At 75.7% G+C, this 23,531-nt stretch carries 26 protein-coding genes; 13 read left to right on the top strand and 13 right to left on the bottom strand.

The features are described 5' to 3' along the window. The first annotated feature begins 210 nt into the window (after positions 1–210). Both ABD994_RS15660 and ABD994_RS15655 read left to right on the top strand, forming a co-directional pair. The gene (locus ABD994_RS15660) at positions 211–1,578 is read left to right on the top strand and encodes an NAD(P)/FAD-dependent oxidoreductase (RefSeq protein ID WP_345416454.1); all 1,368 of its coding nucleotides are present in this window, start codon (positions 211–213) and stop codon (positions 1,576–1,578) included. Beyond that, positions 1,575–2,549: an alpha/beta fold hydrolase gene (locus ABD994_RS15655; RefSeq protein ID WP_345416451.1), complete on the top strand. Its 975-nt coding sequence runs from the start codon at positions 1,575–1,577 to the stop codon at positions 2,547–2,549. The genes ABD994_RS15660 and ABD994_RS15655 overlap by 4 nt, the downstream gene beginning before the upstream one ends. 8 nt (positions 2,550–2,557) lie before the next feature. Here the strand turns inward: ABD994_RS15655 and aroQ are convergent, their stop codons facing one another. Then, a complete protein-coding gene (gene aroQ / locus ABD994_RS15650; RefSeq protein WP_345416448.1) occupies positions 2,558–3,019 on the bottom strand; it encodes a type II 3-dehydroquinate dehydratase in 462 nt (153 codons plus the stop codon). Positions 3,020–3,146: 127 nt separating this feature from the next. Here aroQ and ABD994_RS15645 point away from each other — a divergent pair, with 127 nt between their 5' ends. Then, a complete protein-coding gene (locus ABD994_RS15645) occupies positions 3,147–3,755 on the top strand; it encodes a response regulator transcription factor (protein ID WP_274203284.1) in 609 nt (202 codons plus the stop codon). Positions 3,756–3,894: 139 nt separating this feature from the next. On the opposite strand, the gene ABD994_RS15640 is transcribed toward ABD994_RS15645, so the two are convergent. After that, complete coding sequence (locus ABD994_RS15640; protein WP_345416441.1) at positions 3,895–4,110, bottom strand: hypothetical protein; 216 nt, start codon at positions 4,108–4,110, stop codon at positions 3,895–3,897. A gap of 75 nt (positions 4,111–4,185) precedes the next feature. On the opposite strand from ABD994_RS15640, the gene ABD994_RS15635 reads away from it, so the two are divergent. Both ABD994_RS15635 and ABD994_RS15630 read left to right on the top strand, forming a co-directional pair. Beyond that, positions 4,186–4,962: an HpcH/HpaI aldolase family protein gene (locus tag ABD994_RS15635; RefSeq protein ID WP_345416438.1), complete on the top strand. Its 777-nt coding sequence runs from the start codon at positions 4,186–4,188 to the stop codon at positions 4,960–4,962. A gap of 39 nt (positions 4,963–5,001) precedes the next feature. Next, complete coding sequence (locus ABD994_RS15630) at positions 5,002–5,991, top strand: helix-turn-helix transcriptional regulator (protein ID WP_345416436.1); 990 nt, start codon at positions 5,002–5,004, stop codon at positions 5,989–5,991. On the opposite strand, the gene ABD994_RS15625 is transcribed toward ABD994_RS15630, so the two are convergent. After that, the gene (locus ABD994_RS15625; RefSeq protein ID WP_345416433.1) at positions 5,988–6,716 is read right to left on the bottom strand and encodes a VIT1/CCC1 transporter family protein; all 729 of its coding nucleotides are present in this window, start codon (positions 6,714–6,716) and stop codon (positions 5,988–5,990) included. The two genes, ABD994_RS15630 and ABD994_RS15625, sit on opposite strands and share 4 nt — an antisense overlap. A gap of 184 nt (positions 6,717–6,900) precedes the next feature. On the opposite strand from ABD994_RS15625, the gene ABD994_RS15620 reads away from it, so the two are divergent. The 3 genes from ABD994_RS15620 to ABD994_RS15610 all read left to right on the top strand — a co-directional run bounded on the left by ABD994_RS15620 (position 6,901) and on the right by ABD994_RS15610 (position 9,084). Beyond that, on the top strand, positions 6,901–7,410 hold the full coding sequence (locus ABD994_RS15620) for a DUF1707 SHOCT-like domain-containing protein (protein ID WP_345416430.1): 510 nt from the start codon (positions 6,901–6,903) through the stop codon (positions 7,408–7,410). Positions 7,411–7,639: 229 nt separating this feature from the next. After that, positions 7,640–8,233, top strand: a complete 594-nt coding sequence (gene idi / locus ABD994_RS15615; protein WP_345416427.1) for an isopentenyl-diphosphate Delta-isomerase — start codon at positions 7,640–7,642, stop codon at positions 8,231–8,233. A 65-nt stretch (positions 8,234–8,298) separates the two neighbouring features. Further along, positions 8,299–9,084: a YybH family protein gene (locus tag ABD994_RS15610; protein WP_345416423.1), complete on the top strand. Its 786-nt coding sequence runs from the start codon at positions 8,299–8,301 to the stop codon at positions 9,082–9,084. 7 nt (positions 9,085–9,091) lie between these two features. Here the strand turns inward: ABD994_RS15610 and ABD994_RS15605 are convergent, their stop codons facing one another. Beyond that, a complete protein-coding gene (locus ABD994_RS15605; protein WP_345416420.1) occupies positions 9,092–9,526 on the bottom strand; it encodes a VOC family protein in 435 nt (144 codons plus the stop codon). Between the two features lie 5 nt (positions 9,527–9,531). Further along, on the bottom strand, positions 9,532–10,371 hold the full coding sequence (locus tag ABD994_RS15600; protein ID WP_345416417.1) for a helix-turn-helix domain-containing protein: 840 nt from the start codon (positions 10,369–10,371) through the stop codon (positions 9,532–9,534). A 124-nt stretch (positions 10,372–10,495) separates the two neighbouring features. Here ABD994_RS15600 and ABD994_RS15595 point away from each other — a divergent pair, with 124 nt between their 5' ends. Further along, on the top strand, positions 10,496–10,834 hold the full coding sequence (locus tag ABD994_RS15595; RefSeq protein ID WP_345416414.1) for a putative quinol monooxygenase: 339 nt from the start codon (positions 10,496–10,498) through the stop codon (positions 10,832–10,834). Here ABD994_RS15595 and ABD994_RS15590 read toward each other — a convergent pair. Beyond that, positions 10,831–12,312, bottom strand: coding sequence for an MFS transporter (locus tag ABD994_RS15590; RefSeq protein ID WP_345416409.1), 1,482 nt, complete (start codon positions 12,310–12,312; stop codon positions 10,831–10,833). The genes ABD994_RS15595 and ABD994_RS15590 overlap by 4 nt on opposite strands. A 75-nt stretch (positions 12,313–12,387) precedes the next feature. Here ABD994_RS15590 and ABD994_RS15585 point away from each other — a divergent pair, with 75 nt between their 5' ends. Together ABD994_RS15585 and ABD994_RS15580 are read left to right on the top strand one after the other, a co-directional pair. Beyond that, on the top strand, positions 12,388–12,915 hold the full coding sequence (locus ABD994_RS15585; RefSeq protein ID WP_345416406.1) for a TetR/AcrR family transcriptional regulator: 528 nt from the start codon (positions 12,388–12,390) through the stop codon (positions 12,913–12,915). Positions 12,916–13,071: 156 nt separating this feature from the next. After that, entirely contained in the window at positions 13,072–13,392 is a 321-nt protein-coding gene (locus ABD994_RS15580; RefSeq protein WP_345416403.1) for a DUF3040 domain-containing protein, read from the top strand. 18 nt (positions 13,393–13,410) lie between these two features. On the opposite strand, the gene ABD994_RS15575 is transcribed toward ABD994_RS15580, so the two are convergent. Then, positions 13,411–14,103, bottom strand: a complete 693-nt coding sequence (locus ABD994_RS15575; protein ID WP_345416400.1) for a Crp/Fnr family transcriptional regulator — start codon at positions 14,101–14,103, stop codon at positions 13,411–13,413. A 75-nt stretch (positions 14,104–14,178) separates the two neighbouring features. Next, complete coding sequence (locus ABD994_RS15570; RefSeq protein WP_345416397.1) at positions 14,179–15,477, bottom strand: MFS transporter; 1,299 nt, start codon at positions 15,475–15,477, stop codon at positions 14,179–14,181. Positions 15,478–15,632: 155 nt separating this feature from the next. Between ABD994_RS15570 and ABD994_RS15565 the strand changes: the two genes are divergently transcribed. Continuing rightward, a complete protein-coding gene (locus ABD994_RS15565; RefSeq protein WP_345416394.1) occupies positions 15,633–15,971 on the top strand; it encodes a universal stress protein in 339 nt (112 codons plus the stop codon). Here the strand turns inward: ABD994_RS15565 and ABD994_RS15560 are convergent. Beyond that, on the bottom strand, positions 15,968–16,996 hold the full coding sequence (locus tag ABD994_RS15560; protein WP_345416391.1) for a hemolysin family protein: 1,029 nt from the start codon (positions 16,994–16,996) through the stop codon (positions 15,968–15,970). The two genes, ABD994_RS15565 and ABD994_RS15560, sit on opposite strands and share 4 nt — an antisense overlap. After that, positions 16,993–18,324 (bottom strand): hemolysin family protein, encoded by a 1,332-nt coding sequence (locus tag ABD994_RS15555; RefSeq protein WP_345416388.1) that lies wholly within the window; start codon positions 18,322–18,324, stop codon positions 16,993–16,995. The genes ABD994_RS15560 and ABD994_RS15555 overlap by 4 nt, the downstream gene beginning before the upstream one ends. 163 nt (positions 18,325–18,487) lie before the next feature. On the opposite strand from ABD994_RS15555, the gene ABD994_RS15550 reads away from it, so the two are divergent. After that, a complete protein-coding gene (locus tag ABD994_RS15550) occupies positions 18,488–19,648 on the top strand; it encodes an MFS transporter (RefSeq protein ID WP_345416385.1) in 1,161 nt (386 codons plus the stop codon). Here ABD994_RS15550 and ABD994_RS15545 read toward each other — a convergent pair. The 3 genes from ABD994_RS15545 to ABD994_RS15535 are packed head-to-tail and all read right to left on the bottom strand — an operon-like array spanning position 19,611 to position 23,530. Next, positions 19,611–20,294 (bottom strand): response regulator, encoded by a 684-nt coding sequence (locus ABD994_RS15545; protein WP_345416382.1) that lies wholly within the window; start codon positions 20,292–20,294, stop codon positions 19,611–19,613. The two genes, ABD994_RS15550 and ABD994_RS15545, sit on opposite strands and share 38 nt — an antisense overlap. Continuing rightward, on the bottom strand, positions 20,291–22,825 hold the full coding sequence (locus tag ABD994_RS15540) for a DUF4118 domain-containing protein (protein WP_345416378.1): 2,535 nt from the start codon (positions 22,823–22,825) through the stop codon (positions 20,291–20,293). Before ABD994_RS15540 ends, ABD994_RS15545 begins: the two co-directional genes overlap by 4 nt. A 24-nt stretch (positions 22,826–22,849) precedes the next feature. Further along, complete coding sequence (locus ABD994_RS15535) at positions 22,850–23,530, bottom strand: potassium-transporting ATPase subunit C (protein WP_345416375.1); 681 nt, start codon at positions 23,528–23,530, stop codon at positions 22,850–22,852. Position 23,531 lies beyond the last annotated feature (1 nt).

Below are 23,531 nucleotides of genomic sequence, written 5' to 3'. Positions count from 1 at the left end.
GCAGACCACGCCGGTCGTCCGGGTGCTCGCCGACCACCCGAGAAGGCGGCACCCTGTGAGCGCGGTCATGGGACCGGACGGACGGGCACGGAAAGGTGTGCCCACCGCACGGCCCGGGGAATGCACCGCGAACGACACCGGCACGCCCCAGGGGTCCGGCACGCAGTGGAGCGGCGCCGCCGCGGGGAGACAGTGGGAGGGCATACGGTCATGAGCGCGCAGCGCATCGTGGTGGTCGGCGCGGGGTTCGCCGGCTTGAAGTGCGTCCAGCGCCTCGAACGTGAGCTCAAGGGCGAGCTGTCGCGCGGCGAGGTCGAGATCGTGGTGGTGAACCCCCACGACTACATGCTCTACCTGCCCCTGCTGCCGCAGGTGGCGGCCGGGGTCATCACCGCCCAGTCGGTCACCGTGCCGCTGCCGCGGGCCATCAAGCGGGCCCAGCGCCTGCCGGGCCAGGTCGTCGGGCTCGACCTGGACCGCAAGGTGGCGGTGGTCAAGAAGATCAGCGAGGACGTCGTCGAGCTGCCCTACGACCGCCTGGTCATCACCGCGGGCAGCGTCACCCGGCAGTTCGACATCACGGGCCTCGAGGAGCACGGGCTCGGGATGAAGAACCTGGGCGAGGCCGCCTACCTGCGCGACCACGTCCTCTCCCAGCTCGAGCTGGCCAACGCCTCCACCGATCCCGAGGAGCGTGCGGCGCGCTGCAGCTTCGTGGTGGTCGGCGGGGGCTACGCCGGCGTCGAGACCGCGGCCTGCCTCGAGCTGCTCACCGACGCGGCCATGAAGCGCTTCCCGCGCCTCGACCCGACGCTCGTGAAGTGGACCGTCGTGGACATCGCGCCGCGGCTCATGCCCGAGCTGGGGCAGCGCCTCGGCGAGGAGGCCCTCGACCTGCTGCGCCGCCGCGGCATCGGGATCCGGCTGGAGACCGGCGTGGAGGAGGTCACCGACTCCAGCGTCACGCTCACCGACGGCAGCACGATCCCGACGAAGACGCTCGTGTGGACGGCGGGGGTGACCGCCAGCCCGCTGGTCAAGACGTTGAACGTCGAGCTCGTCCGCGGGCGCGTCAAGGCCGGCACCGACCTGCGCCTCGACGGCCACGACGACGTGTTCGTGCTCGGCGACGCCGCCGCGGTGCCCGACCTGACCGCCGAGGACCCGGGCTCCGCGATCTGTCCGCCCACCGCCCAGCACGCCACGCGGCAGGCCGTCACCGCGGCCGACAACGTCGTCCGCTCGCTGCGCGGCGAGCCGCTGCAGGACTACAAGCACCACGACCTGGGCCTCGTCGTCGACCTCGGCGGCACCCAGGCCGTCGCGCACCCGCTGAAGCTGCGCCTGACCGGCATCGTGGCCCAGGCGGTGACCCGCGGGTACCACCTCTACGCGCTGCCGCTGACCCGCACGCGGGTGCGGGTGGTGGCCAACTGGATGCTGCACCTCTTCGGCGGTGACGACTTCATCCGCATCGGCTTCCTCGCCGGGCGGAAGAACGAGACGTCGTCGTTCGAGGAGACCCGGGACTACCTCTCGGAGGACGAGATGAAGGAGCGGGCCGCCGCGGCGTCATGACGCCTGACGACAGGGGGCTCGACGGCGCGGAGCCCGACGACGCGGGCGGGTTCGTCGAGGACGTGTACGCCCGGGACGGGACGCGCCTGCGGCGCTGGGACAACGGTGCCGCGGGCGTGCCCGTCGTCGTGTCCAACGGGCTGGGCGCGAGCCCGACCGCGTGGACGTTCCTGCACGGGCCGGACTGCGGCTACCACGCCACGAGCTGGCACCACCGCGGTCTGGGCGGGTCCGACCGGCCCGCCGACGAGACCCGCATCCGGGTCGACGACCACGTCGACGACCTGTTCACCGTCATGGACGCGGCGGGCATGGACGCCGCGCTCGTCGTCGGCTGGTCGCTGGGCGTGCCGATCGCGATCGAGGCCGCGCGGCGCGCCCCGGAGCGCGTGGCGGGGCTGATGGTGATGGGCGGGGCGGCCACCGGGACGTTCCGGGTGCTGCCGCAGCTCCCGCCCCCGTTCCCGCCCGTGGGCCCCGGCGTCCCCGAGGGGGTCCAGCGCCGCGCGGCGCAGCTCAGCGGCTGGCTGCTGCGCGTCGTCGGCCCGCCCGTGGCGGGGATCATCGACCTGCTCCCGCGCAGCCTGGACGCGAGCCGGGAGGCGCTCGACCGGGCCGGGGTCGACCCGGCGCAGCTCGATCCGACCGGTACGGCGGCGCCGCTGGTCACCCTCGCCGAGGTGGCGCGGCAGTTCGCGCGGCACGACTGGACCTGGTTCTCGCGGCTGGTCCTCGCGGGCGCCGAGCACGAGCGAGCCGACGACGCGGCGCTGGCCGGGATCACCGTGCCGGTCACCGTCGTCAGCGGGAACCTGGACACCCTCGCCCCGCCGGCCGACATGGCCGCGCTGGCCGAGGCCCTGCCCGACGCTCGCCTGGTCCGGCTGCCGGGCTCGCACTTCCTGCCCCTGCAGTTCCCCGACGCGCTGGCCGGCGAGCTCGAGGCGCTGGCGCGACGCGCCCACCTCTGAGGGACCCCTCAGGTCCGGCGGAGCACCTTCTCGGCCAGGAAACGCAGCGCGAGGTCGTACCCGGTCACCCCGGCCCCGGCGATCACGGCCGTGGCTACCGGTGACACGTAGGAGTGGCTGCGGAACGACTCACGGGCATGGACGTTCGACAGGTGCACCTCGACCACGGGCACGGGCAGCGCGGCCAGGGCGTCCCGCAGGGCCACGGACGTGTGCGTGTAGCCGCCCGGATTGATGATCACTCCGGCGAAGTCGGTCATCGCCTCGTGCACGGTGTCGATGAGGACGCCCTCGTGGTTGCTCTGGCGGGCGTCGACCTCCAGGCCCAGCTCGCCGGCGGTCCGCCGGCAGCGCTCGACCAGGTCGGCGAGGGTGTCGGTGCCGTACACGGCGGGCTCGCGGCGGCCCAGGAGATCCAGGTTCGGGCCGTTGACGACCAGTACGCGGCGGGGGTTCGCGCGCCACTCCATCGGGGGTTCCTAACGACGTGGGTGTCATTCGGGGGTCAAGCGGACGGGTGGGACGGCCGATGAGGAGACAACGCCCACCGGCCGACGGTGGAGCGAACCACCCCCGCCCCACCCGGACGGAGTCTTCATGAGGACTGTTCTGATCTGCGACGACCGCCGCAGTGTCCGCGAAGGACTGACGCGCGTCATGTCCGCGGTGCCCGGCGTCCAGCGCATCGACTGTGTCTCCACCGCGGACGAGCTGCTCACCCGCTACGCCCGCCAGAGCGCGGACGTCGTGTTCGTGGGCACGCAGCGCGCCGTCGCCTCCGGCGCCGAGGCCACCCGTCGCCTCATGGCCGCGCACCCCCAGGCCAACGTCATGGTCTTCGGCGCCCCCGACGACGCCGGCAGCATCGCCGCCGCGATCGCCGGCGGGGCCCGCGGCTACCTGCGCTGGGACGCCTCGCGCCCCGAGCTCGTCGCCGCCCTCGCCCACTCCGCCGTCGGCGCCGAGGCCGGTGCCATGCCGATGCAGCGCACGGCGTCGCCCGGCGCGGGCGTCAACCTCACCGAGCGCGAGATGCAGGTCCTGCGCGGCATGAGCCAGGGCAAGAGCAACGGGCAGATCGGGCGCGAGCTCTACCTGTCCGAGGACACGGTCAAGACCCACGCTCGCCGCCTGTTCCGCAAGCTCTCGGCCGCGGACCGCGCGCAGGCCGTGGCGCAGGGCTTCCGCTGCGGGCTGGTCTCCTGAGACCGAGCTCGGGCGTGCTCACGGGCGGTCCCGCCGGGTCGGAGGCGGCAGGATCCCCGACGAGCGTGGTGTCTCGCGGCTACTGGCTGGTATCGCTCGCCCGGCGAGCGATACCAGCCAGTAGCCGCCGGTGCGTGGGTCAGGGGCCGACGACCGTGCGGATGCGGTCGTCGCGCAGCTCGGTGCGGGTCCGGCGGTGCGTGCCGAACCGGTGGCGGATGCCGTCGGGCGCGGCGAGCCACCCCTGGTAGGCGTCGAGCACGACCTCGCGGCGCTCGCCGGCGTCGTCGCGGACGGTGATCGTGTACGAGGTGTCGCGGGCGAACCGGAAGCGCGGGGCGGGGGGAACGGCCATGGTGCCCCCGATGCTACGGGTCCGGACGGATTTCGACGGTGGCACGCGCGGGGAGTCGGTGCCACGGTGCGGACCATGGTCATCGAGATCGACACGGTGCGTGCGGCCTGGGCCGCGGGACGCGCCGCCCGCAACGGCTGGCTGACCGTCCCCGACCCGCACCTCGTCGAGGTCGTGGCGGCCTACGCCGCCGGGCACGACGTGCTCGACGCCCTGACGCTCGACCTGCAGCACGGCCTGTTCGACCGCGCGGGCACGGCGCACGCCGTCCGCGCGATCGAGGCCCACGGCCTCGCCCCGCTGGTGCGCCTGCCCGCGGTCGAGGAGTCGACGATCGGGTTCGTGCTGGACCTCGGCGTGCGCGGCGTCATCGCGCCGATGGTGTCCGACGTCGACGTCGCCGCCGAGCTCGTCGCCGCGTGCCGCTACCCGCCGGCCGGGCGCCGCTCGTTCGGGCCCGTGCGCACCGCGCTGCGGGCCGGCGCGGACCCGGTGGCCGCGGCGGACACGGTGCTGGCGTTCGCGATGATCGAGACCGCCGACGCGCTGGACAGGGCTCCGGAGATCGCCGCCGTCCCGGGTCTGGACGGCCTGTTCGTCGGCCCCGGCGACCTGGGCGTCGCGCTCGGTCTCGGGCCCGCCCAGGACCGCGGGGAGCCCGCGATCCACGACGCGTTCCGGCGGGTCCTCGACGCCTGCGCGGCGGCCGGTGTGCGGGCCGCGGTGCACGCCACCGACCCCGGCTACGCCGCCGCCCGCGCCGCCGACGGTTTCGCGCTGGTGACGACGTGGTCCGACGTGCCCGCCCTCGCCGCCGGCCTCGACGCGGCCAAGGCCGGTTTCGTCGCGTAGCGGACCGGTCCTGTCCTCCTGTCAGGGCAGACTGACCGCGTGCTCGAGACCTCCGCCCGCCTGCTGCGGCTGCTCTCGCTCCTGCAGGCCCGTCCCGAGTGGACCGGCCCGGAGCTGGCCGAGCGCATGGGCGTCACCACCCGCACGGTGCGCCGCGACGTGGACAAGCTGCGCGGGCTCGACTACCCCGTCGAGGTCGGCTTCGGGCCCGGCGGGGGCTACCGGCTGGGTTCCGGGGCCGCGCTGCCGCCGCTGCTGCTCGACGACGACGAGGCGGTCGCCGTCGCGGTCACCCTGCGCACCGCGGCCGGCTCGGGTGTGGCGGGGACGGGGGAGACGGCGCTGGCCGCGCTGGTCAAGCTCGAGCGGATCCTGCCGGCGCGGCTGCGGGCGCGGATCACGGCGATCCCGGTGGCGACGGTGGCGCCGCGGGTCGCGGCGACCGTCGACCCCGCCGTGCTCGCGGCCGTCGGCGCCGCCTGCCGCGACCGGCGCGTCCTCGAGATCGACTACACCGCCCGCGACGGCGCCCCCACCCGCCGGCACATCGAGCCGATCCACCTCGTCGCCTGGGGCCGGCGCTGGTACCTCGTCGCGTGGGACCGTGACCGGGACGACTGGCGCACGCTGCGCGTCGACCGCATGGTGCCGCGCCTGGCCCCGGACGGCCTGCCCACCGGGCCGCGCTTCGCGGCGCGCGCGGTGCCCGGCGGCGACCCCGCGGCCTTCGTCGCCGACCGCGTCGCCGACGTCCGGCCGTTCCGCTGCGTCGTGCGCGTCGCGGCGCCGGCGGAGCGGGTGCGCGCCACGATCTGGACCGACCAGGTGCGCGTCGAGGAGCTCGGCCCCGACGCCTGCCGCGTGCGGCTCTCGACCGACGACGCCCGCGCCGCCGCGCTGATCCTCACGGGGCTGGACACCGACTTCGTGGTCGAGTCGCCCGACACGCTGGGCGACGAGCTGCGACGGGTGGCCGACCGCTACGCCCGCGCAGTCGGCGCTCCGCGGGTCGACCAGCCGGTCGACTAGCCGACCACCCCGCCCACCAGGTAGCCGATCCCGTAGGTCACCGCGAGCCCGAGGCCGCCGCCGACCACGACCCGCAGCACCGCCCGCCGCGGGGCCGCCCCGCCGAGGCGCGCACCGAGCCACCCGGCCAGCCCCAGCGCCAGGAGCACCACGGCGACCGTGACCGGTACCCGCCACGACGCCGTGGTCACGAGCACGGCGACGAGGGGGAGCAGCGCTCCGGTGACGAACGCGACCGCCGACGCCGCCGCCGCCCGCCACGGGCTGGTCAGCTCCTCGGGGTCGAGGTGCAGCTCGGCGTCCACGTGCGCGGCGAGGGCGTCGTGCTCGGTGAGCTCGACCGCCACCTGCCGCGCCGTCTCCCGCGACAGGCCCTTCCCCTCGTACAGCTCGGTGAGCTCCTCGAGCTCCTCCTCGGGCGTCTCGCGCAGCTCGCGACGCTCCTTGGCGAGCTGGGCACGCTCCGAGTCGCGCTGGCTGGACACCGAGACGTACTCGCCGAGGGCCATCGACACCGCGCCGGCGACGAGCCCCGCGACCCCCGCCGTGGCGATCGGCCCGCGCTCGATCGTCGCCCCGGCCACCCCCACCACGATCCCGGCGGTGGAGACGATGCCGTCGTTGGCGCCGAGGACGCCGGCCCGCAGCCAGTTCAGCCGCTGGGACAGCTCCCCGCCGTGGGGCTCGGGGTGCACGACGGTGTCGTCGGTGGCGGGTTCTGACATGCCTCCAGCGTCCCACGGAGACTGGAACGGTTCCAGAAAGCTGAGGCTCGCCTTGGTCGATCCGGGGCGATCCGGGTCGATCGGAGTCGATCCCGTCGATTCACGGCGATCCGGCGCCGGGAGGCGCACGATGGAGGAGCCGGTCGGGCCCATCGGGGATGCCCGGCGGGTGGGAGGAGGCGCCGTGAACCAGCCGGCCCACGACGACGCGCGCGACGACCGTCGCGAGCCCGACCTGCGGGTGGGCGACGCGGACCGCACCGCGGCCCTGGACGCCCTCGGTGTGCACCTCGGTGCCGGCCGCCTGGACGTCGACGAGTTCGGCGACCGTTCGGAGCGCGCCGCCGTGGCGGTCCGGCGCTCCGAGATCGAGGCGCTCTTCCACGACCTGCCCGCCCCGCACCCCCCGCTGCCGCAGCGGCCCGCACGCGCGGTCGAGGAGACCGCCGTCCGGGCCCGTCCCGTGCCGGGGCCGCCGGTCCACCACGGCTCCGGCCCCGCGTTCGCGGCGATCACGCTGCTCGTGCTGCTGGTGCCGCTGGTGGTGGTCGCCGCGGGCGCGGGCGCGCCCGGCGGGTTCCTGCTCTTCCCGCTGCTGTTCATCGTGTTCGCGAACGCGCGCCACGGCCGGTGGCACGGCCGGGGACCGGGCGGCCCCGGCGGTCCCCACGGCGGCCCGCGAGATCGGTGGTGAGAGGGGCTGGCGCTCTCCGCGCGGATGAGGTTAGGCTAACCTCAACGCTGCGCGGGTGTTGTGGTGGCGCCCAGCTGCAGCGGCGAGAGGTGGGCCCGGGCTCGAGGGACGAGCCCGGGCCCACCGACCTCACCTGCATACCACGCCGAGCTCCCCGCCGCCTCCCCGTGCGCGTGGGACGCCACCTCCCGACGTGCCGCCGGGCCCGCCTCTTGGGAAGCTGACCGGGATGGTCACCACCGAAGAGGTCGTGCTGCTCGACGAGTCCGGCGTGGCCGCGGGGACGGCGTCGAAGGCCGACGTGCACCACGCCGACACCCCGCTGCACCTCGCGTTCTCCTGCTACGTGTTCGACGGCCGGGGCGACCTCGTCGTCACGCGGCGCGCGCGCAGCAAGGCGACCTTCCCCGGGGTCTGGACCAACACCTTCTGCGGCCACCCGGCCCCCGGCGAGCCGATGGACCTCGCGATCCGCCGCCGCGCCCGCCAGGAGCTCGGCATCGACGTCGACGAGCTGCGCCTCGTGCTGCCCGCCTTCCGCTACCGCGCCGAGCAGGGCGGCGTGGCGGAGAACGAGATGTGCCCGGTGTTCGTGGCACGCACCGCCGAGGCGCCGGGCGAGCCGGACCCGTCCGAGGTCGACGAGATCCGCACCGTGGCCTGGGCGCCGTTCCGCGACGACGTGCTGGCCGGCTCGTGGCCGGGCATCTCGCCGTGGTGCGCCGACCAGGTCCGCGACCTCACCCGCCTCGGTCCCGACCCCGTGGGGTGGGCGCCGGGCGACCCGCGGGCCCTGCCGCCGGCGGCGTTCCTCGCGTCCTGACCGATGAGTCCGCGGCGTCGGGACGGTTCCACCGGGTGGACACACCACCCACCGAGGAGGAACCGATGACCGACGCCGAGGAGCGGGTGCGCGAGCTCGTCCTGCGCTGGGCCCGCGCCGTGCACGCCGGCGACCTGGACGCGGTCCTGGCCGACCACGCGGACGACATCGTCGTGTTCGACGTCCCGCCGCCCCACGACGGCGTGCGCGGCCGGGAGGCCTACGCCGCGACCTGGCCGCCGTTCTTCGGCTGGCAGGCGTCCGGGGCGCTCTTCGAGGTCGTCGAGCTGGACGTCACGGCGGGCGAGGACGTCGCCTTCGCCCATGCGCTGCTGCGCTGCGACACCCCCGCCGAGCTCGCCGCCCACCCCGACCGCCGCCTGCGCCTGACGGTCGGCCTGCGCCGGGAGCGCGGCCGGTGGGTGGTCGCGCACGAGCACCACTCGTTCGCCGACGAGACGCCGATCGCCGAGGACGACGAGCGCGCCGTGCGCGAGGTGCACCGCCGCTGGGCCGAGGACACCGCGGCGGGCGACCTCGACGCGCTCGTGGCCCCGATCGCCGAGGACGTCGTGTCCTACGAGCACGGCGGTCCGCTGCAGTACGTCGGCATCGACGAGGTGCGGGAGGTGTGCCGGGCGGGCCTGGAGTCCTCGCCCGACCCGGTGGCGTGGACGATCCCCGACCTGCAGGTGCGCACCGGGGGCGATCTCGCGGTGTCGTGGGGCATCGACGAGATCACGCCCGGCGACGCGGGCACCGTGCGCTCGCGCGGCACCCGCGTGTTCCGCCGGACGCCCGAGGGCTGGCGGATGGTCCACCAGCACCTGTCGTTCCCGCTGCCGGAGTGACCCGCGGTCAGGGGCGCGGCGCCCCCGGGTAGGTGCCGACGTGCCAGGTGTTGCCCTCGGGGTCGCGCACGCTGGTGTCGTGGGAGCCGTAGTCGGTGTCGAAGGGCTCGGCGACGAGCTCGCCGCGACCGTCGGCGCGAACCCGCGCGGCGAGGGCGTCGACGTCGGCGGCCGCGGGCAGGACGACGTAGGCGCTGAACGAGCCGGGCCCGGTCACGCGCCCCTCGTTGTCGGGGCGCCGCTGGCCCATCATGATCCCGCCGCCCGCGGGCCACGCGAGCTCGGCGTGGTGCACGACGCCGGCGTCGTCGGTGTACGCCACGACCTCGACGAAGCCCATCACCTCGCGGAGGAAGGCCATGAGGGCCGGGGCGTCGGCGGCGGCCAGCGTGGGCCACACCTGCGGGGGCGGGGTCTTGGTGTCGGTGCTGTCGGTAGCCATGCCGCTCACGGTGCCGGTTCGAGGGGCACCGCGTCTTGGATGTATCCGATCTCCTCGGCGATCCAGCGCGTGGGGGAGCAGCCGGCGAGCGCGCCGAACTCGCGGGTGAGGTGCGCCTGGTCGGCGTAGCCGGCGTCGACGGCGAGCTCGGCGAGGTGCAGCGGCGTCCCGGCCGCGGCCCGGGCGGCGAGGCTGCGGCGGGTGCGGTCGAACCGCGCCATGCGGCCCGCGACCTTGGGGGCGACACCGACCTCGGCGCGGAAACGCTGCCCGAGGTGGCGCTCGCTCCAGCCGACCTCGTCGGCGAGCGCGCGCACCGGGACCGTCCCGGCCGACGACACCACCCGCCGCCACGCCTGCCGGACCTCCGGCGCCACGGGCCGGGCCTCGTCGTCCAGCGCGCGGTGCAGGACCTCGTCGAGCGCGGCGAAGCGGCCGGCCCACCCGTCGGCGGACTCGACCCGTTCCTGCATCTCGCGGGCGAGGGCGCCGAGGACGTCGTCGGCGTCGACGGTCACCCCCGCGATCTCCGACGCCGGCCGCCGCAGCAGCGCCCGCGCCGCCAGCGGGTCGAGCGAGATCTGCACGCCGGACTGCCGGCCCTCGTGCACGATCGTCTCGGGCGTGGTGTGCAGCCCGCCGAGGGCGGTGCGCCGCCGCACGAGCCCACCGTCGGGCCCGCGCATCACCAGCGGCACCCCGAACGTGACGATGAACGTCAGGTACGGCGACGGCAGGCCGCGGTGCACGCCCGGGTCGCCGGTCATGTCGTAGCCCTGGAAGGTGACGTGCCGGGCCAGGGCGCCGGTCGGGCGCCCCGCGCGGGCGTCCCCGTGCTCGGCCACGACGCCAGTCTGGCGTGCGCCACGGGCCGCGTCACGCCGTGGCGTCCCGGCGACCCCTCCGCGCGCCCGTGGCGCGGGACGATCTCCGCGCGGCAGGATCCCGCCGACCGCACGCCCGCACCGGATGGAGCAGAGCACCGTGATCCTCATCAACGTCAAGTGGACGGTGAAGCCGGAGTACGCCGAGCAGTTCCCCTCGCTCGTCGCGGAGTTCACCGACGCGGTGCGGCAGGAGCCCGGCAACATCTTCTTCGAGTGGGCGCGCCACCTCACCGAGGAGAACACCTACGTCCTGATCGAGGCGTTCCAGGACGACGCGGGCGAGGCGCACGTGCAGTCCGACCACTTCAAGGCGTTCGTCGAGCAGGCGCCGGACTGGGTCTCCCAGAAGCCGCGGATCATCAATGTGCAGAACGTGCCGCAGGACGGCTGGGGCGAGATGGGCGAGATCGCGCCCCGTTAGGCGCCGGTCGCGGCCGGTCGGGGCGCCTCCCCGGCCGGCCGCTCCTCGGGGGGCGTCCCGGTGGCCCGGGCCCGCGGGAGCAGTCGCCACGCGCCGACGGCGGCCACGGCGAGCACCGCCGCGCCGAGCACCGCGGCGACCTGCAGGCCGGCCGTGAAGGCCTCCCGCGCGGCGGCCAGGAGCGCCGGGTCGAGCCCCGACGCGACGGCGCCCCCGAGCGTCTCCAGGCCGGTCCGGCCGGTGAACACCGCCGCGGCGAGGCTCCCGAGCACCGCCGTGCCCAGCGCGCCGCCCAGCTCGTAGCCGGTCTCGGAGATCGCCGACGCGGCTCCCGCCCGGTCGGCGGGGGCGGCGCCGAGGATGAGGTCGTTGGTCAGGGCCTCGGCCAGCGCCACCCCGCCCCCGAGCAGCACGAAGCCGGCGAGGACCCCCGCGAGCCCGCCGAGCGCGGCCACGAGGACGAGCCCGAGCGCGGCGGCGCCCAACCCGGCGCCCACGAGGGCGGGCGGGGCGAGCCGGCGCGCCAGCCGCGCGGCCACGAGCGCGCCGGCCACGCCCGCCACCGAGCCCGGCAGCATCCACAGCGCCGAGGAGAGCGGACCGAGGCCGAGCACCAGCTGCAGGTGCTGCGGCAGCAGCACGAGCAGGCCGACCAGCGCGAACACCCCGAGCAGGTTGGTGGCGACCGACACCGAGAACGCCCGCCGCCGGAAGAGGGCGAGGTCGAGCAGCGGGTGGGCGGCGCGGCGCTGGCGGCGCACGAACAGCACGCCGCCGCCGAGGCCGACGACCGCCGCGGCGAGCGCCGCGAGCGACGGGCCCTCGGTGGCCAGGGTCTTCACCGCGGCGACGAGCGGCACCAGGGCGACCAGGGACAGCACCGCGGAGAGCAGGTCGAACGGGCCGGGCCGCGGGTCGCGGCTCTCCGGCAGCACGACCGGTCCGACCACGAGCAGCAGCATGATCACCGGCACGTTGACCAGGAACACCGAGCCCCACCAGAAGTGCTCGAGCAGGACGCCCGCGACCACCGGCCCGGCCGCCGCGCCGCCGGAGAACGCGGCCGACCACACGGCCACCGCGGTCGCGCGCCGCCGCGGCTCGGGGAACACGGTCTTGATGAGCGAGAACGTCGAGGGCATCAGCGTCGCCCCGCCGAGCCCGAGCAGGGCGCGGGCGGCGACGAGCGCCCCCGCGGTCGGCGCGAAGGCGGCCGCCACAGAAGCCAGGCCGAAGGCGGCGGAGCCCCAGAGCAGCAGGCGGCGGCGCCCGATGCGGTCGCCGAGCGTCCCCATCGTGACCAGCAGGCCGGCGAGCACGAACGAGTAGGCGTCGACGATCCAGAGCTGCTCGGCCGCGCCCGGCGCGAGGTCCTCGGCGAGCGCGGGCAGGGCCGTGCCCAGCACCGTCATGTCGATGCTGATGAGCAGCACCGGCAGCACGAGCACGGCGAGCGCGAGCCGCGGCGACGTCCGCATGAGCTATACCGTCCAGACGGTCAAGTTTCGGTCGTCTCCGAAACTACACCGGCTGGACGGTCTAGTGTCAACGCCGTGCCTCGCCCGTCACAGCGCGACCGCATCCTCGACGCCTACACCGACCTCGTCGTCACCTCGGGCCCCGAGACGGTCACCCTCGACGCCGTCGCCACCGCGGCCGGCGTCTCCAAGGGCGGGCTGCTCTACCACTTCGGCTCGCGGGAGGCGCTGCTCGAGGGCCTGCTCGACCGCGGGCGGGAGCTCGCCGACGCCGACCTCGCGGCGGCCCGCGCCGCGCCGGAGGGCATCGCCCGCTACTACCTGCGCACGTCGGTCGACGAGCCCGCGGCGGGCAGCCCCGTCTACCGGACGACCGTCGCCATGATCAAGCTGTCGACCACGGAGCCGCGGGCCGCCGAGGTCACCCGCCGGTGCCTCGAGGCCTGGCGCGCCGCGCTCGCCGAGGAGCTGGCCGATCCCCTGGCCGCCGACCTCGTGGCGGCCGTCGGCGACGGCATCTACCTCCGCGCGATCGTGGGGGAGTCGAGCCGGGCGCTCGGCGCGGCCGTCGAGGAGGTGCTGCGACGAGCGGCCCCGCGGTGACGACGGTCTCGGCCCGCCGTCGGTGACCGGTGGGACGGCCGCCGTCGGCGGCCGGGTGTTGCGCCCGTGTGAAGCTGATGTTCCCGCTGGTCGACGGCTCGTCCCGGTGGTCGAGGACACGGTGTGCCCAGCTCCGCCCTGCCTCACCCTGGGGACGTGGAGCAGGACGACGAGATCCGCCGACGCGTCGCGGACGACCGGTTCGCCGCCCTGGTGCGGGCCCTGGAGCAGGAGGACCCGCGGTTCGTGCGCCGGGTCAGCGCCCCGACGAGGGGCCGGCTCTCCGCCGGCGGCCTCATGGTCTTCGGGGGCCTGGTCGCCACCGTCGTCCTCGGTGCGCTCCCGCTCGTGCTCGGGCTGCACCTCGGCGTCCCCGCTCTGGTGGTCATCGGGGCGGTCGGCTGCGTCGCCCTGCCGGTCGGGGTCCCGATCCTGCTCGGGACCGTGCTGCGCCGCATGCGCCCGCTGCTGCGCTAGCCGTCCCGGCGCGGGGCGTCACGCCGCCACGGCGTCGACGCGCCGGCGCAGGCCGGCGAGGTCGCGCACGACGAAGCGGCGCCCGTCCTTGACGAGCAGGCCCTCGGCCACCAGCCGGGAGAGCTCGCGGCTCGTCGTCACCCGGGTCAGGCCGACCATCAGCGCGAGCTCGTCCACGGCCGGCCGCACCGAGAGCCCGGCCGCGCCGGGCGAGCCGGGACCGGCCGGCGCGCCGTAGGCCTCGACGAGGTGCCCGAGCAGCAGCGTCACGCGCTCGCGGGCGGGCAGGCCGTCGAGGAAGACGTGCAGGTGCAGCACCCGCTGCTTGTGGGCGACGCGTCGCACGACCTCCACGAGCAGCTCCGGGTCGTCCCGCGCGGTCTCGACGAGCACGTCGCGCCCTACGGTGAGCACCCGGCACGGGGTCGCCGCCGTCGCCGACACGGGGTGCGGGCCGCCGTCGAAGCACGCCCCCTCGCCGAGGCTCGCGCCCGGCTCGGCCCACGAGATCACCCGCACCGTGCCGTCGGGTCGCAGCATGTGCACCCGCACCCGCCCGGACACCAGCACCGGGAACGACGACGACGTGTCGCCCTGCCGGTAGAGGTGCTCGCCGGCGCGGACGTGCCGCAGCACGCCGAGGGACTCGATGCGCCGGCTGACGGCGCCGGTCTCGGCGAGCAGGAACGGCGACACCGTGGGAGCGCGCACGGCCGGAGCCTAGGCCGGACCGGCACCCGTCGAAAGGGACGAAGCAGGCGCCGGCCCGGCGGTCGTCGGCGGCGATCAGGCTGCGGCCGGCTCCGCCGACACCTCGATCGACGCGGCGTCGGTGTCGGGCAGGGCCAGGGTGCACAGCAGGCTCACCACCGAGATCCCGGCGAGCAGCACGCCGATGGCGAGGCTGGACCCGAACGACGCGACGAGCGCGGTCGCGATCAGCGGCACGACGCCGCCGCCGAGGACGCCGGCGAGGTTGTAGGCCATGCCGGCGCCGGTGTAGCGGTAGTGGGTCGGGAACAGCTCGGGCAGCTGCGCGCCCTGGGGTCCGTAGGCGATGCCGACCACGCCGAGCACCACCGACAGGCCGAGGCCGAACGCCCAGCCGGTGCCGATGTCGAGGATCGGGAACGCGACGATCCCGCCGAGGACCGACAGCGCGTTCCCGATGATGATCATCTTCCGGCGTCCGACGCGGTCGGAGAGGATCGCGCCGGCGATGGTCGTCACGGCGAAGACGAGCCCGCCGATGATGCCCATGGCGAGCACGGTGGTGCGCGGGAGCTGGAGCTGCTGGGTGCCGTAGCTCGTCAGGTACGTGACGCCGATGTAGAAGAACGCGAACACGGCCATCGTCGAGCCGGCGCCCAGCAGCACGCGGCGCGGGTGGGTGGTGAGCACCTCGGCCACCGGCATGCGCGTGCTGACGTTCTTGTCGCGCGACCGGAACGCCGCGGTCTCCGTGATCGCGAGCCGTACGTAGAGCCCGACCGCGACGAGCAGGACGCTGGCGATGAACGGCACGCGCCAGCCCCAGGCCAGGAACGACTCGTTGCTCATGGTCAGCGCGGTGGTCAGGAACGTGGCGCTGGCCAGCGCGAACGCCACCGACGGGCCGAGCTGGGGGAAGAGGGCGTACTTGCCGCGGGTCTTGCCGGGCGAGTTCTCCGCGGTGAGCAGCGTCGCGCCGGCCCACTCCCCGCCGACCGCGAGGCCCTGCAGGATGCGGAGGATCACGAGCAGGATCGGGGCGAGGATGCCGATGGTCCCCGTCGTGGGCAGCAGGCCGATGGCGAGCGTCGACAGGCCCATGAGCAGCAGCGTGGTCACGAGGGTGCGCTTGCGCCCGAGCCGGTCGCCGAAGTGCCCGAACAGCACCGACCCGAACGGGCGGGCCACGAACGCGACCCCGAACGTCGCCAGCGCGAGCGCCGTGCCCGCGGCCGCCCCCAGCGAGGGGAAGAAGACCTTGTTGAACACGAGCGCGGCGGCGGTGCCGTAGATGAAGAAGTCGTAGAACTCGATGACCGTGCCGGTCATGCTCGCGACGGCGATGCGCCGCATCGGGGGTGGCGCGCTGCTCACGGGGCCTCCTGAACGTTCGGACGGGCGCGCCGAGTGTCCGTTTCGGGAGGTTCGCGGTCTGTATCACACACGACAGACGGACCAAGCGGTTCGTGGTGGCACGCTGCGTGCCGCACCGCGACCAGCGGCGATACCGGCCGGTAGGCTCGCAGGACATGACCATCCTGGTGGCCGTCACCGACGACAGCCCGGGCGCGGCGGCGCTGGAGGTCGCGCTCGCCGAGGGCGCGGTCCGCGGCGTCGGCGTCGTGGCGCTCAACCTGCGCCCCACCCCGCTGGAGGTCCCCGACGGCGCGACCGTCATCGATCGCGTGCTCGGGGTGGAGGACGGCGACGCCGTGCTCGAGCGTCTCGAGGCCGACGCCGACCTCGACCTGCTCGTCATCGGCGTGCGCCGCCGCAGCCCCGTCGGCAAGGCGTTCCTCGGCGACGTCGCGCAGCGGCTGCTGCTCGAGGCCGAGGTGCCGGTCCTGGCCGTGAAGGACGGGCCCTAGGAGCCCGTCCCGGCGTGGTGGATGTCGCCGACCAGCGCGGCGAGCACGTCGTCGAGGGCGACCACGCGCTCGGGCTCGCCACCCCCGTCGGCCACCAGCGCGAGGTGCGCCCCGCTGCGCCGCATCCCCGTGAGGGCGTCGGCGAGCGGGGTGTCCGCGGCCAGGTTCGTCAGCGGGCGCACGAGGCGGGCCGGCAGCGGCGCGTCCCGCGGCGGGGCGGGCGGGCCGAGCAGGTCCTTGACGTGCACGTAACCGTGCCAGCCGCGCTCGTCGCGCAGCGGCAGGCGCGAGAAGCCCCGCGCGTGGGCCAGCGCCTCGAGCTCGGCGACCGTCGCGCCGGGCCGCGCCGTGACGACGTCGCCGACCGCAACCGCGTCCAGCGTCGCGTCGGAGAACCCGAGCGCGCCGTGCACGAGGGCGGCCTCGTCGCGGTCGAGCAGCCCGTGCGCCCGCGACTGCTCGACCAGCCCCGCGACCTCGTCGCGGCTGAAGGCGCTGGTCATCTCGTCGCGCGGCTCCACGCGCACCGCCCGCAGGGTCAGGTTGGCGATGCCGTTGAGCACCCACAGGAACGGCCGCAGCACCGTCACGACGGCGACCAGCGGCGGCGCGAGCACCATGGCCGCGCGGTCGGGCACGGCCAGGGCGATGTTCTTCGGCACCATCTCGCCGACCGTCACGTGCAGGTACACGACGATCAGCAGCGCGATCACGAACGCGACGGGGTGCACGGCCGCCTCGGGCAGGCCGAGCGCGGCGAAGAGCGGCTCGATCGCCGCTGCGACGGCGGGCTCTCCGAGCGCGCCGAGGCCCAGCGAGCAGATGGTGATGCCGAGCTGCGCCCCGGCCATCATCAGCGAGACGTTCTCCATCGCCCGCACGGTCACCCGCGCGGCCCACGACCTCGCCGCCCGCGGCTCGAGGGTGGCGCGGCGCGCGGAGATCAAGGCGAACTCGGCGCCGACGAAGAAGGCGTTGACCGCGAGCAGCACGACGGCGACGGCGATCCCGGTCCCGGTGCTCACGACGACACCAGCTCCAGACGGACGTCGACGACCCGCCAGCGCTCCACGGCCTCGACCGTCAGGCGCACGTCCTGCTCGTCGATCTCGCCGAGCTCCTCGCCCGGGCGCGTCGCGGTGACGGTGACGGTGTCGCCCCGCGAGGGCACGCGGCCGAGGTGCTCGGCGAGCAGGCCGGCGAGGGTGTCGTACTCGGGGGAGTCCGGCAGCGTCCAGCCGACGAGCGTGGAGGCCTCGTCGGGGCGCAGGCGGCCGTCGGCGCGCCAGACGCCCTCGCCGACGCGGCGGCCGGGCGGGGTGGCCGGGTCGTGCTCGTCGCGGACCTCGCCGACGAGCTCCTCGACGAGGTCCTCGAGCGTGACCAGGCCCGCGACGTCGCCGTACTCGTCGACGACCAGCGCGAGCTGGACCTCGCCGGCGCGCAGCTGCGTGAGGAGCCGGTCGAGGTCGAGCGTCTCCGGGACCGCCTCGACGGGCCGGGCCAGGCCGCCGACCGGCGTGCTCGCGCGGTCGGCGTCGGCGACGCCGAGGGCGTCGCGGACCTGCACGACGCCCGGCTCCGCGTGCTCGTCGAGCACCGGGAAGCGCGAGCGACCGGTGGCCGCCGCGCGCTCGAGCAGCGTCGCGACCGTGTCGGCCGGATCGAGGGTCGCCATCGCGCCGCGCGGGGTCATGACGTCGCCGGCGTGGCGCTCGGTGAAGGCCAGCGTGCGCTGCACCAGCGTCGCGGTCTCGCCGGGGAGCGTGCCCTGGTCGGCCGAGCGGCGGACCAGCGAGAACAGCTCCTCGGCCGAGCGGGCCGACGCGAGCTCCTCGGTGGGCTCCACGCCGACGGCGCGCACGAGCGTGTTCGAGGTGTTGTTGAGCAGCGCCACCAGCGGCCGCGTCGCGGTGGTGAACGCGCGCATGACGCCCTGCACCGCGCGGGAGGTGCCGCGCGGCGCGCTGATGGCGAGGTTCTTCGGCACGAGCTCGCCGAAGACCATGGTCACGGCGGTCGAGAGCACCAGCGCCACGATCAGCGACACCGCCGACGCCCCGGCTCCCGAGAGCCCCAGCGACGTCAGCGGCCCGGCCAGCAGGCGGGCGATCGCGGGCTCGGCGAGGAACCCGATCGCGAGGTTGGTGATCGTGATGCCGAGCTGGGCGGCCGAGAGCTGCGTGGACAGCGAGCGCAGCGCGGTGAGCACCCCGCGCGAGCGCCGGTCGGTCTCGGCCTCCCGCTCGATCGCGGCGCGGTCGACGCCGACGAAGGCGAACTCGGCGGCGACGAACACGCCGCACGCGACGACGAGCACCACCGCCGCGAGGATGAGCAGGATCTCGGTCACGGGCGCACCGGACCGGTGGGTCGGACGGGCCGTCGCCGGCGGCGGCGGGTCATGGGCTCCTCAGCGGTGACTGTGTCGAAGCGGACAATGCGGTCAACGGATCGCTGCGGGGCCGAGTTCCCGTCCGTGACCCGGCTCGCGGGACCGTGCTGTGATCGGGAGCGTGCGCACCCCGGACGTCCGTCTCACCGTCGCCGGGGTCGCGGTGGTCGGCGTCGCCTACGGGATGGGCCGGTACGCCTTCGGCCTGACGCTGCCGTCGCTGCGCGACGACCCGTCGCTCTCGCCGTCGGGTCTCGACGACGCCGTCCTCGGCCTCATCGCCTCGGGCTCCTTCGCCGGCTACCTCGCGGGGCTGCTGCTCGCGCCCGTCGTCGGGCGGCGGTCCGGTCCGCGGGCCCCGACCACCGTGGGCAGCGTGTGCGGGCTGGTCGGCGGCCTGCTCGTCGCGGTGTCGCCGTCCCCGCTGGTGCTGGCGGTGGGGACGGTGCTCGCCGGCAGCGCCGCGGGCTGGGTGTGGGCGGCGTACTCCGACCTCGCGGCCGTCGTCGTGGACGTCCCGCGCCGCCCGCGCGTCCTCGCGGTCATCTCGACCGGGACAAGCGCGGGCCTCGTCGTCACCGGCCTCGTCGGGCTGGCGGCGATCGGGGTGCCGGGGTGGCGGCTGGTGTGGGTGGCGATCGGCGTCGCCTCGGCGGCGGCCGGCCTGCTCAACCTGCGCTGGACGCCCCGGGTGCCGCCCGCGCCGGCGGGCCGGGCGGGCCGCCTGCCCCTGCGCGGCCTCGGCGTGCCGATCGCCTACTCGATCGCCTTCCACGTCGGCGTCACGACGTTCTTCACCTGGGCCGCCGACGTCCTGCGCCGCGCCGCCGTCGCGCCCGGCTGGGCGCCGGTGCTCTACGCCCTGGTCGGCGTCGTCGGGCTCGTCGGGCTGGGCGTCGGCGGGTGGTGCGCGCGGTTCGGCACGGTCCGCGTCGCCGCGGCCTGTCTGCTGTTCCTCGGGGCCTCGCTGGTCGTCCTCGGTGCCGGGCCGGCGTCCGGGCTCGTGGCGATGGTGGCCGCCGCGCTCTACGCGCCGGGGATCATGGGTGGCGCCGCCGTGCTCGCGGTGTGGACCGCCGAGATCGCGCCCGAGCGGTCGGGACAGGCGCTGACCGTCGTCGTCGCCGTGGGGGCCGTCGCCGCGGTCGTCGCGCCGGCGGTGGTGGGCGTGCTGCTCGGGGCCGTGAGCCTCGCCGCCGTGCTGATCGGGCTCGCCGTCCTCCTCGTGGTCACCGCGGTGGCGATCACGGCTCGAAGCGGTACCCCCGCCCCGCCTCCGTGACCAGGTGCCGCGGGCGCGACGGGTCCGGCTCGAGCTTGCGGCGCAGGTGGGCGAGGTAGACCCGCAGGTAGTGGCCCTCGGTGCCGTAGGCGGGCCCCCACACCTCGCGCAGCAGCTGCTGCTGGGTGACGAGCATGCCGGGGTGGCGGGCGAGGTGCTCGAGCACGCCCCACTCGGTGGGCGAGAGGTGCACCTCCTCGCCGTCGCGCACGACCTTCTTCGCGACGAGGTCGACGGTGAAGCTCGCGGTCTCGACCACCGGCGCGCCGTCCGGCGTCACCACCGCCGCGCGCCGCACGGCCGCCCGCAGCCGCGCGAGCAGCTCCGGCACCCCGAAGGGCTTGGTGACGTAGTCGTCGGCGCCCGCGTCGAGGGCGGCGATCTTGTCCGCGGAGTCGGTGCGCGCCGACAGCACGATCACCGGCACCGCGGTCCAGCCCCGCAGCCCCTCGAGGACCTCGAGGCCGGGCATGTCGGGCAGGCCCAGGTCGAGGACGACGACGTCGGGCGGCGGGTGCTCGGCGGCGGCCCGCAGCGCGGCGGCGCCGTCGGCGGCGAGCACGACGGTGTGGCCGTGCGCGGAGAGGTTGATCCGCAGCGTGCGGCGCAGGTGGGGGTCGTCGTCGACGACGAGGACGCGGCTCACGGCGCCGGCACCGTCGCCGCAGGGACCGCGGCCGCGGGCAGTGACAGCACCATCGTCAGCCCGCCGCCGGGGGTGTCCTCCGCGTCGAGCGTGCCGCCCATGGCCTCGGCGAACCCGCGGGCGACGTGCAGGCCGAGCCCGACGCCCGTGGCGCTGCGCCGGTCCCCGAGCTGCTGGAACGGGGTGAACAGCCGGTCGCGCTGCTTGCGCGGGACCCCCGGTCCGCCGTCGACGACGCGCAGCTCGACGCGGTCGGCGTAGACGCTCGCGCGCACGGCCACCGGGCCGTCCCCGCCGTGACGCAGGGCGTTGTCGACGAGGTTCGCCACCACCCGCTCGGCGAGCCCGGCGTCGGCGAGGACGTCGGGGAGGTCCTCGCCGACCTCCACCGCCACCCGGCCCCGGTCGCCGTACACGCCCGTCATCGCCGCGGCGACGATCTCGTCGACGCCGACCGGCGCGGTCACCGGGCTCACCGCGCCGGTCGCCAGCCGCGAGGAGTCGAGCAGGTTGTCGACGAGACCGGTGAGGCGGTCCGCGGACTCCTCGACGGTGGCGAGCAGCTCCCCGCGATCCTCGTCGGACATCTGCAGGGTCGGGTCGCGCAGGCTCCCGGCGGCGGCCTTGATCGCGGTCAGCGGCGTGCGCAGGTCGTGCCCGACGGCCGACAGCAGCGCGGTGCGCAGCCCGGCGGCGTCGGCCCGGCGCTGGGCGTCGGTCGCCTGGGCGGCCATGCGGCGGTTGCGCAGGGCGAGCAGCGCCTGCCCGCTGACGGTGGTGAAGAGCGCGCTCTCGCCGGCGGTGAGGGTGCGGCCGCTGCCCACGAGGTGCACGCCCTCGTCGACCTCCACGTCGACGTCCGCGTCGGCGGGCCGTGTGCAGGGTGTCCCGCCGGTGCACGCGGTGACCTCCCAGCCGGCCTGCGGCCCCCGCTCGAGCAGGGCCACCGTCGTCAGCCCGAACGCCTCCCGCACGCGCTCGAGGAGCTTGGGCAACGGGTCGGAGCGCGCGATCACCACCCGGGCGAACGACGCCAGGAGCGTCGCCTCGGTGCGGGCCTGGGTGGCCTGCCCCGCCCTCCGGTCGGCCCGGTCGACGACCGCCGCGACCAGGGCCGCGACCAGCACCATCGCCACGATGGCGAAGACGTTCTCCGGTTCGGCGACGGTGAGCGTGTAGAGCGGCGGGGTGAGGAAGACGTTGAGGAGCAGGCCGCCGCCGACCGCGGCGAGCAGGGCCGGGGCGAGCCCGCCGATCATCGCGGTGACGACCGTGGCCAGGAAGAACAGCACCACGTCGGTGGAGAGGTCCACCGACTCCCGCAGGAGCACGCCGACGAGCGTCGCCAGCAGCGGCAGGACGACCGCGGCCGGCCAGCCCCGGGCGTGGCGGCGCGCCCGCAGCGACAGCCGCGGCGGGCGCACCGTCCCGCCCGCGTTCTCGTGGGTCACGAGGTGGACGTCGATCGACCCGGACTCGGCGAGCGTCCGGGCCCCGATCCCGGCGTCGAACAGCCGCGCCCACCGGGAGCGCCGCGACGTCCCGAGCACGAGCTGGGTGGCGTTGGCGCTGCGCGCGAACTCGAGCAGCGCGGCGGGCACGTCGTCGCCGACCACGGAGTGGAACGAGGCCCCGACGTCCTCGGCGAGCCGGCGCAGCCCGGGCCCGTCGGGACGCGGGCCGCTGGTCGCCAGCCCGTCGCTGCGCAGCACGTGGACGCAGAGCAGCTCCGCCGATCCCGCGCGCCGGGCGATGCGCGCCGCCCGGCGCACGACGGTCGCGCTCTCCGGCCCGCCGGTGACGGCGACGACCACCCGCTCGCGCGCCTCCCAGACCTCGGAGATCGCCTCCTGGCTGCGGTAACGCTGCAGGGCGACGTCGACCTGGTCGGCCACCCACAGCAGCGCCAGCTCGCGCAGCGCGATGAGGTTGCCGGTGCGGAAGTAGTTGGCCAGCGACGCGTCGATCTTCTCGGGCTTGTAGATGTTGCCGTGCGCCATCCGCCGGCGCAGGGCCTCCGGGGTGATGTCGACGAGCTCGATCTGGTCGGCCGCCCGCACCACCGCGTCCGGGATCGTCTCCCGCTGGCGCACCCCGGTGATCCGCTCGACGACGTCGGCGAGGGACTCGAGGTGCTGCACGTTGACCGTCGAGATCACGTCGATGCCGGCGGCGAGCAGCTCCTCGGCGTCCTCCCAGCGCTTCGCGTGCCGCGAGCCGGGGGCGCACGAGTGTGCGAGCTCGTCGACGACGCACACCTCGGGGGCCCGCGCGAGCACGGCGTCGACGTCGAGCTCGGTGAGCTCGGCGCCGCGGTGGTGGAACACCTTCCGGGGCAGCACCTCGAGCCCCTCGAGGAGGGCGGCGGTGCGCTCCCGCCCGTGGGTCTCCACCAGCCCGACGACGACGTCCGTGCCCCGGTCGAGGCGCCGGTGGGCCTCGTTGAGCGCGGCGTAGGTCTTGCCGACACCGGGCGCCGCACCGAGGTGGATGCGCAGCTCACCCCGGCGCGGCGCGGCGGGTTCGGTCACCTCCTCATCGTGCACCGACACGGCTCAGCGGATCCCCGGTGCCGCCGAGACGAGTGCCGCGTCGAGCTCGGGGACGTCCACCCGCGGCTCGCCGAGGAACCCCAGCGTGCGCCCCTCGGTGGCGTCGGCGACGAGGGCGCGGACCCGGTCCTCGCCCAGACCCGTGACCCGGGCGACGCGCGGCACCTGCAGGGCCGCGTACTCCGGGCTGATCTGCGGGTCGAGCCCGGACGCGGACGCGGTGAGCGCGTCCGGCGGCACCGCGGCGGGAGCGACGCCCTCGCGGGCCGCGATGGCCGCCCGGCGCTCCGCGACCGCCGTCTCGAGGTCCCCGGCGTGCGGGCCGAGGTTCGACCCGCCCGACGTCGTGGTGTCGGCCGGCCCGAGCCCGGCGACGGCGTCCGCGGGGGCCGAGGCCGACGGCCGGGTGTGGAACCACGGGTCGGCGGCGGGGTTCGCCGGGACGGGGTCGATGCCGATGAGGCTCGACTGGCCGCTCGGCATCAGCGAGCCCTCGGCGTTCGTGTGCAGGCCGGGCAGGCGCGAGACCCCCCAGACGACGGCGGGATAGAGGACGCCGAGCAGCACGGTGAGCGCGAGCAGCACCCGGACGGCGGCGGCGAGCTGGCGGCGCAGCTGGGTCCCCGTGACGGCGGACTCCCGGACCGGGGCGTGCTCGGTGTCGTGGTCGATGACGGTGGACATG

Source organism: Actinomycetospora chlora (assembly GCF_039542135.1).
In the GTDB taxonomy this organism is placed as follows: Bacteria; Actinomycetota; Actinomycetes; order Mycobacteriales; family Pseudonocardiaceae; genus Actinomycetospora; species Actinomycetospora chlora.
Note: the sequence above shows the minus strand (reverse complement) of the source record. Positions and strands in the feature narration are given on the sequence as shown.

Coding starts and splice junctions, on each gene's coding strand:
- ABD994_RS15660 (WP_345416454.1), top strand. CDS start 211: ATGAGCGCGCAGCGCATCGTGGTGGTCGGCGCGGGGTTCGCCGGCTTG.
- ABD994_RS15655 (WP_345416451.1), top strand. CDS start 1,575: ATGACGCCTGACGACAGGGGGCTCGACGGCGCGGAGCCCGACGACGCG.
- aroQ (WP_345416448.1), bottom strand. CDS start 3,019: ATGGAGTGGCGCGCGAACCCCCGCCGCGTACTGGTCGTCAACGGCCCG.
- ABD994_RS15645 (WP_274203284.1), top strand. CDS start 3,147: ATGAGGACTGTTCTGATCTGCGACGACCGCCGCAGTGTCCGCGAAGGA.
- ABD994_RS15640 (WP_345416441.1), bottom strand. CDS start 4,110: ATGGCCGTTCCCCCCGCCCCGCGCTTCCGGTTCGCCCGCGACACCTCG.
- ABD994_RS15635 (WP_345416438.1), top strand. CDS start 4,186: ATGGTCATCGAGATCGACACGGTGCGTGCGGCCTGGGCCGCGGGACGC.
- ABD994_RS15625 (WP_345416433.1), bottom strand. CDS start 6,716: ATGTCAGAACCCGCCACCGACGACACCGTCGTGCACCCCGAGCCCCAC.
- idi (WP_345416427.1), top strand. CDS start 7,640: ATGGTCACCACCGAAGAGGTCGTGCTGCTCGACGAGTCCGGCGTGGCC.
- ABD994_RS15610 (WP_345416423.1), top strand. CDS start 8,299: ATGACCGACGCCGAGGAGCGGGTGCGCGAGCTCGTCCTGCGCTGGGCC.
- ABD994_RS15605 (WP_345416420.1), bottom strand. CDS start 9,526: ATGGCTACCGACAGCACCGACACCAAGACCCCGCCCCCGCAGGTGTGG.
- ABD994_RS15595 (WP_345416414.1), top strand. CDS start 10,496: ATGGAGCAGAGCACCGTGATCCTCATCAACGTCAAGTGGACGGTGAAG.
- ABD994_RS15590 (WP_345416409.1), bottom strand. CDS start 12,312: ATGCGGACGTCGCCGCGGCTCGCGCTCGCCGTGCTCGTGCTGCCGGTG.
- ABD994_RS15565 (WP_345416394.1), top strand. CDS start 15,633: ATGACCATCCTGGTGGCCGTCACCGACGACAGCCCGGGCGCGGCGGCG.
- ABD994_RS15535 (WP_345416375.1), bottom strand. CDS start 23,530: ATGTCCACCGTCATCGACCACGACACCGAGCACGCCCCGGTCCGGGAG.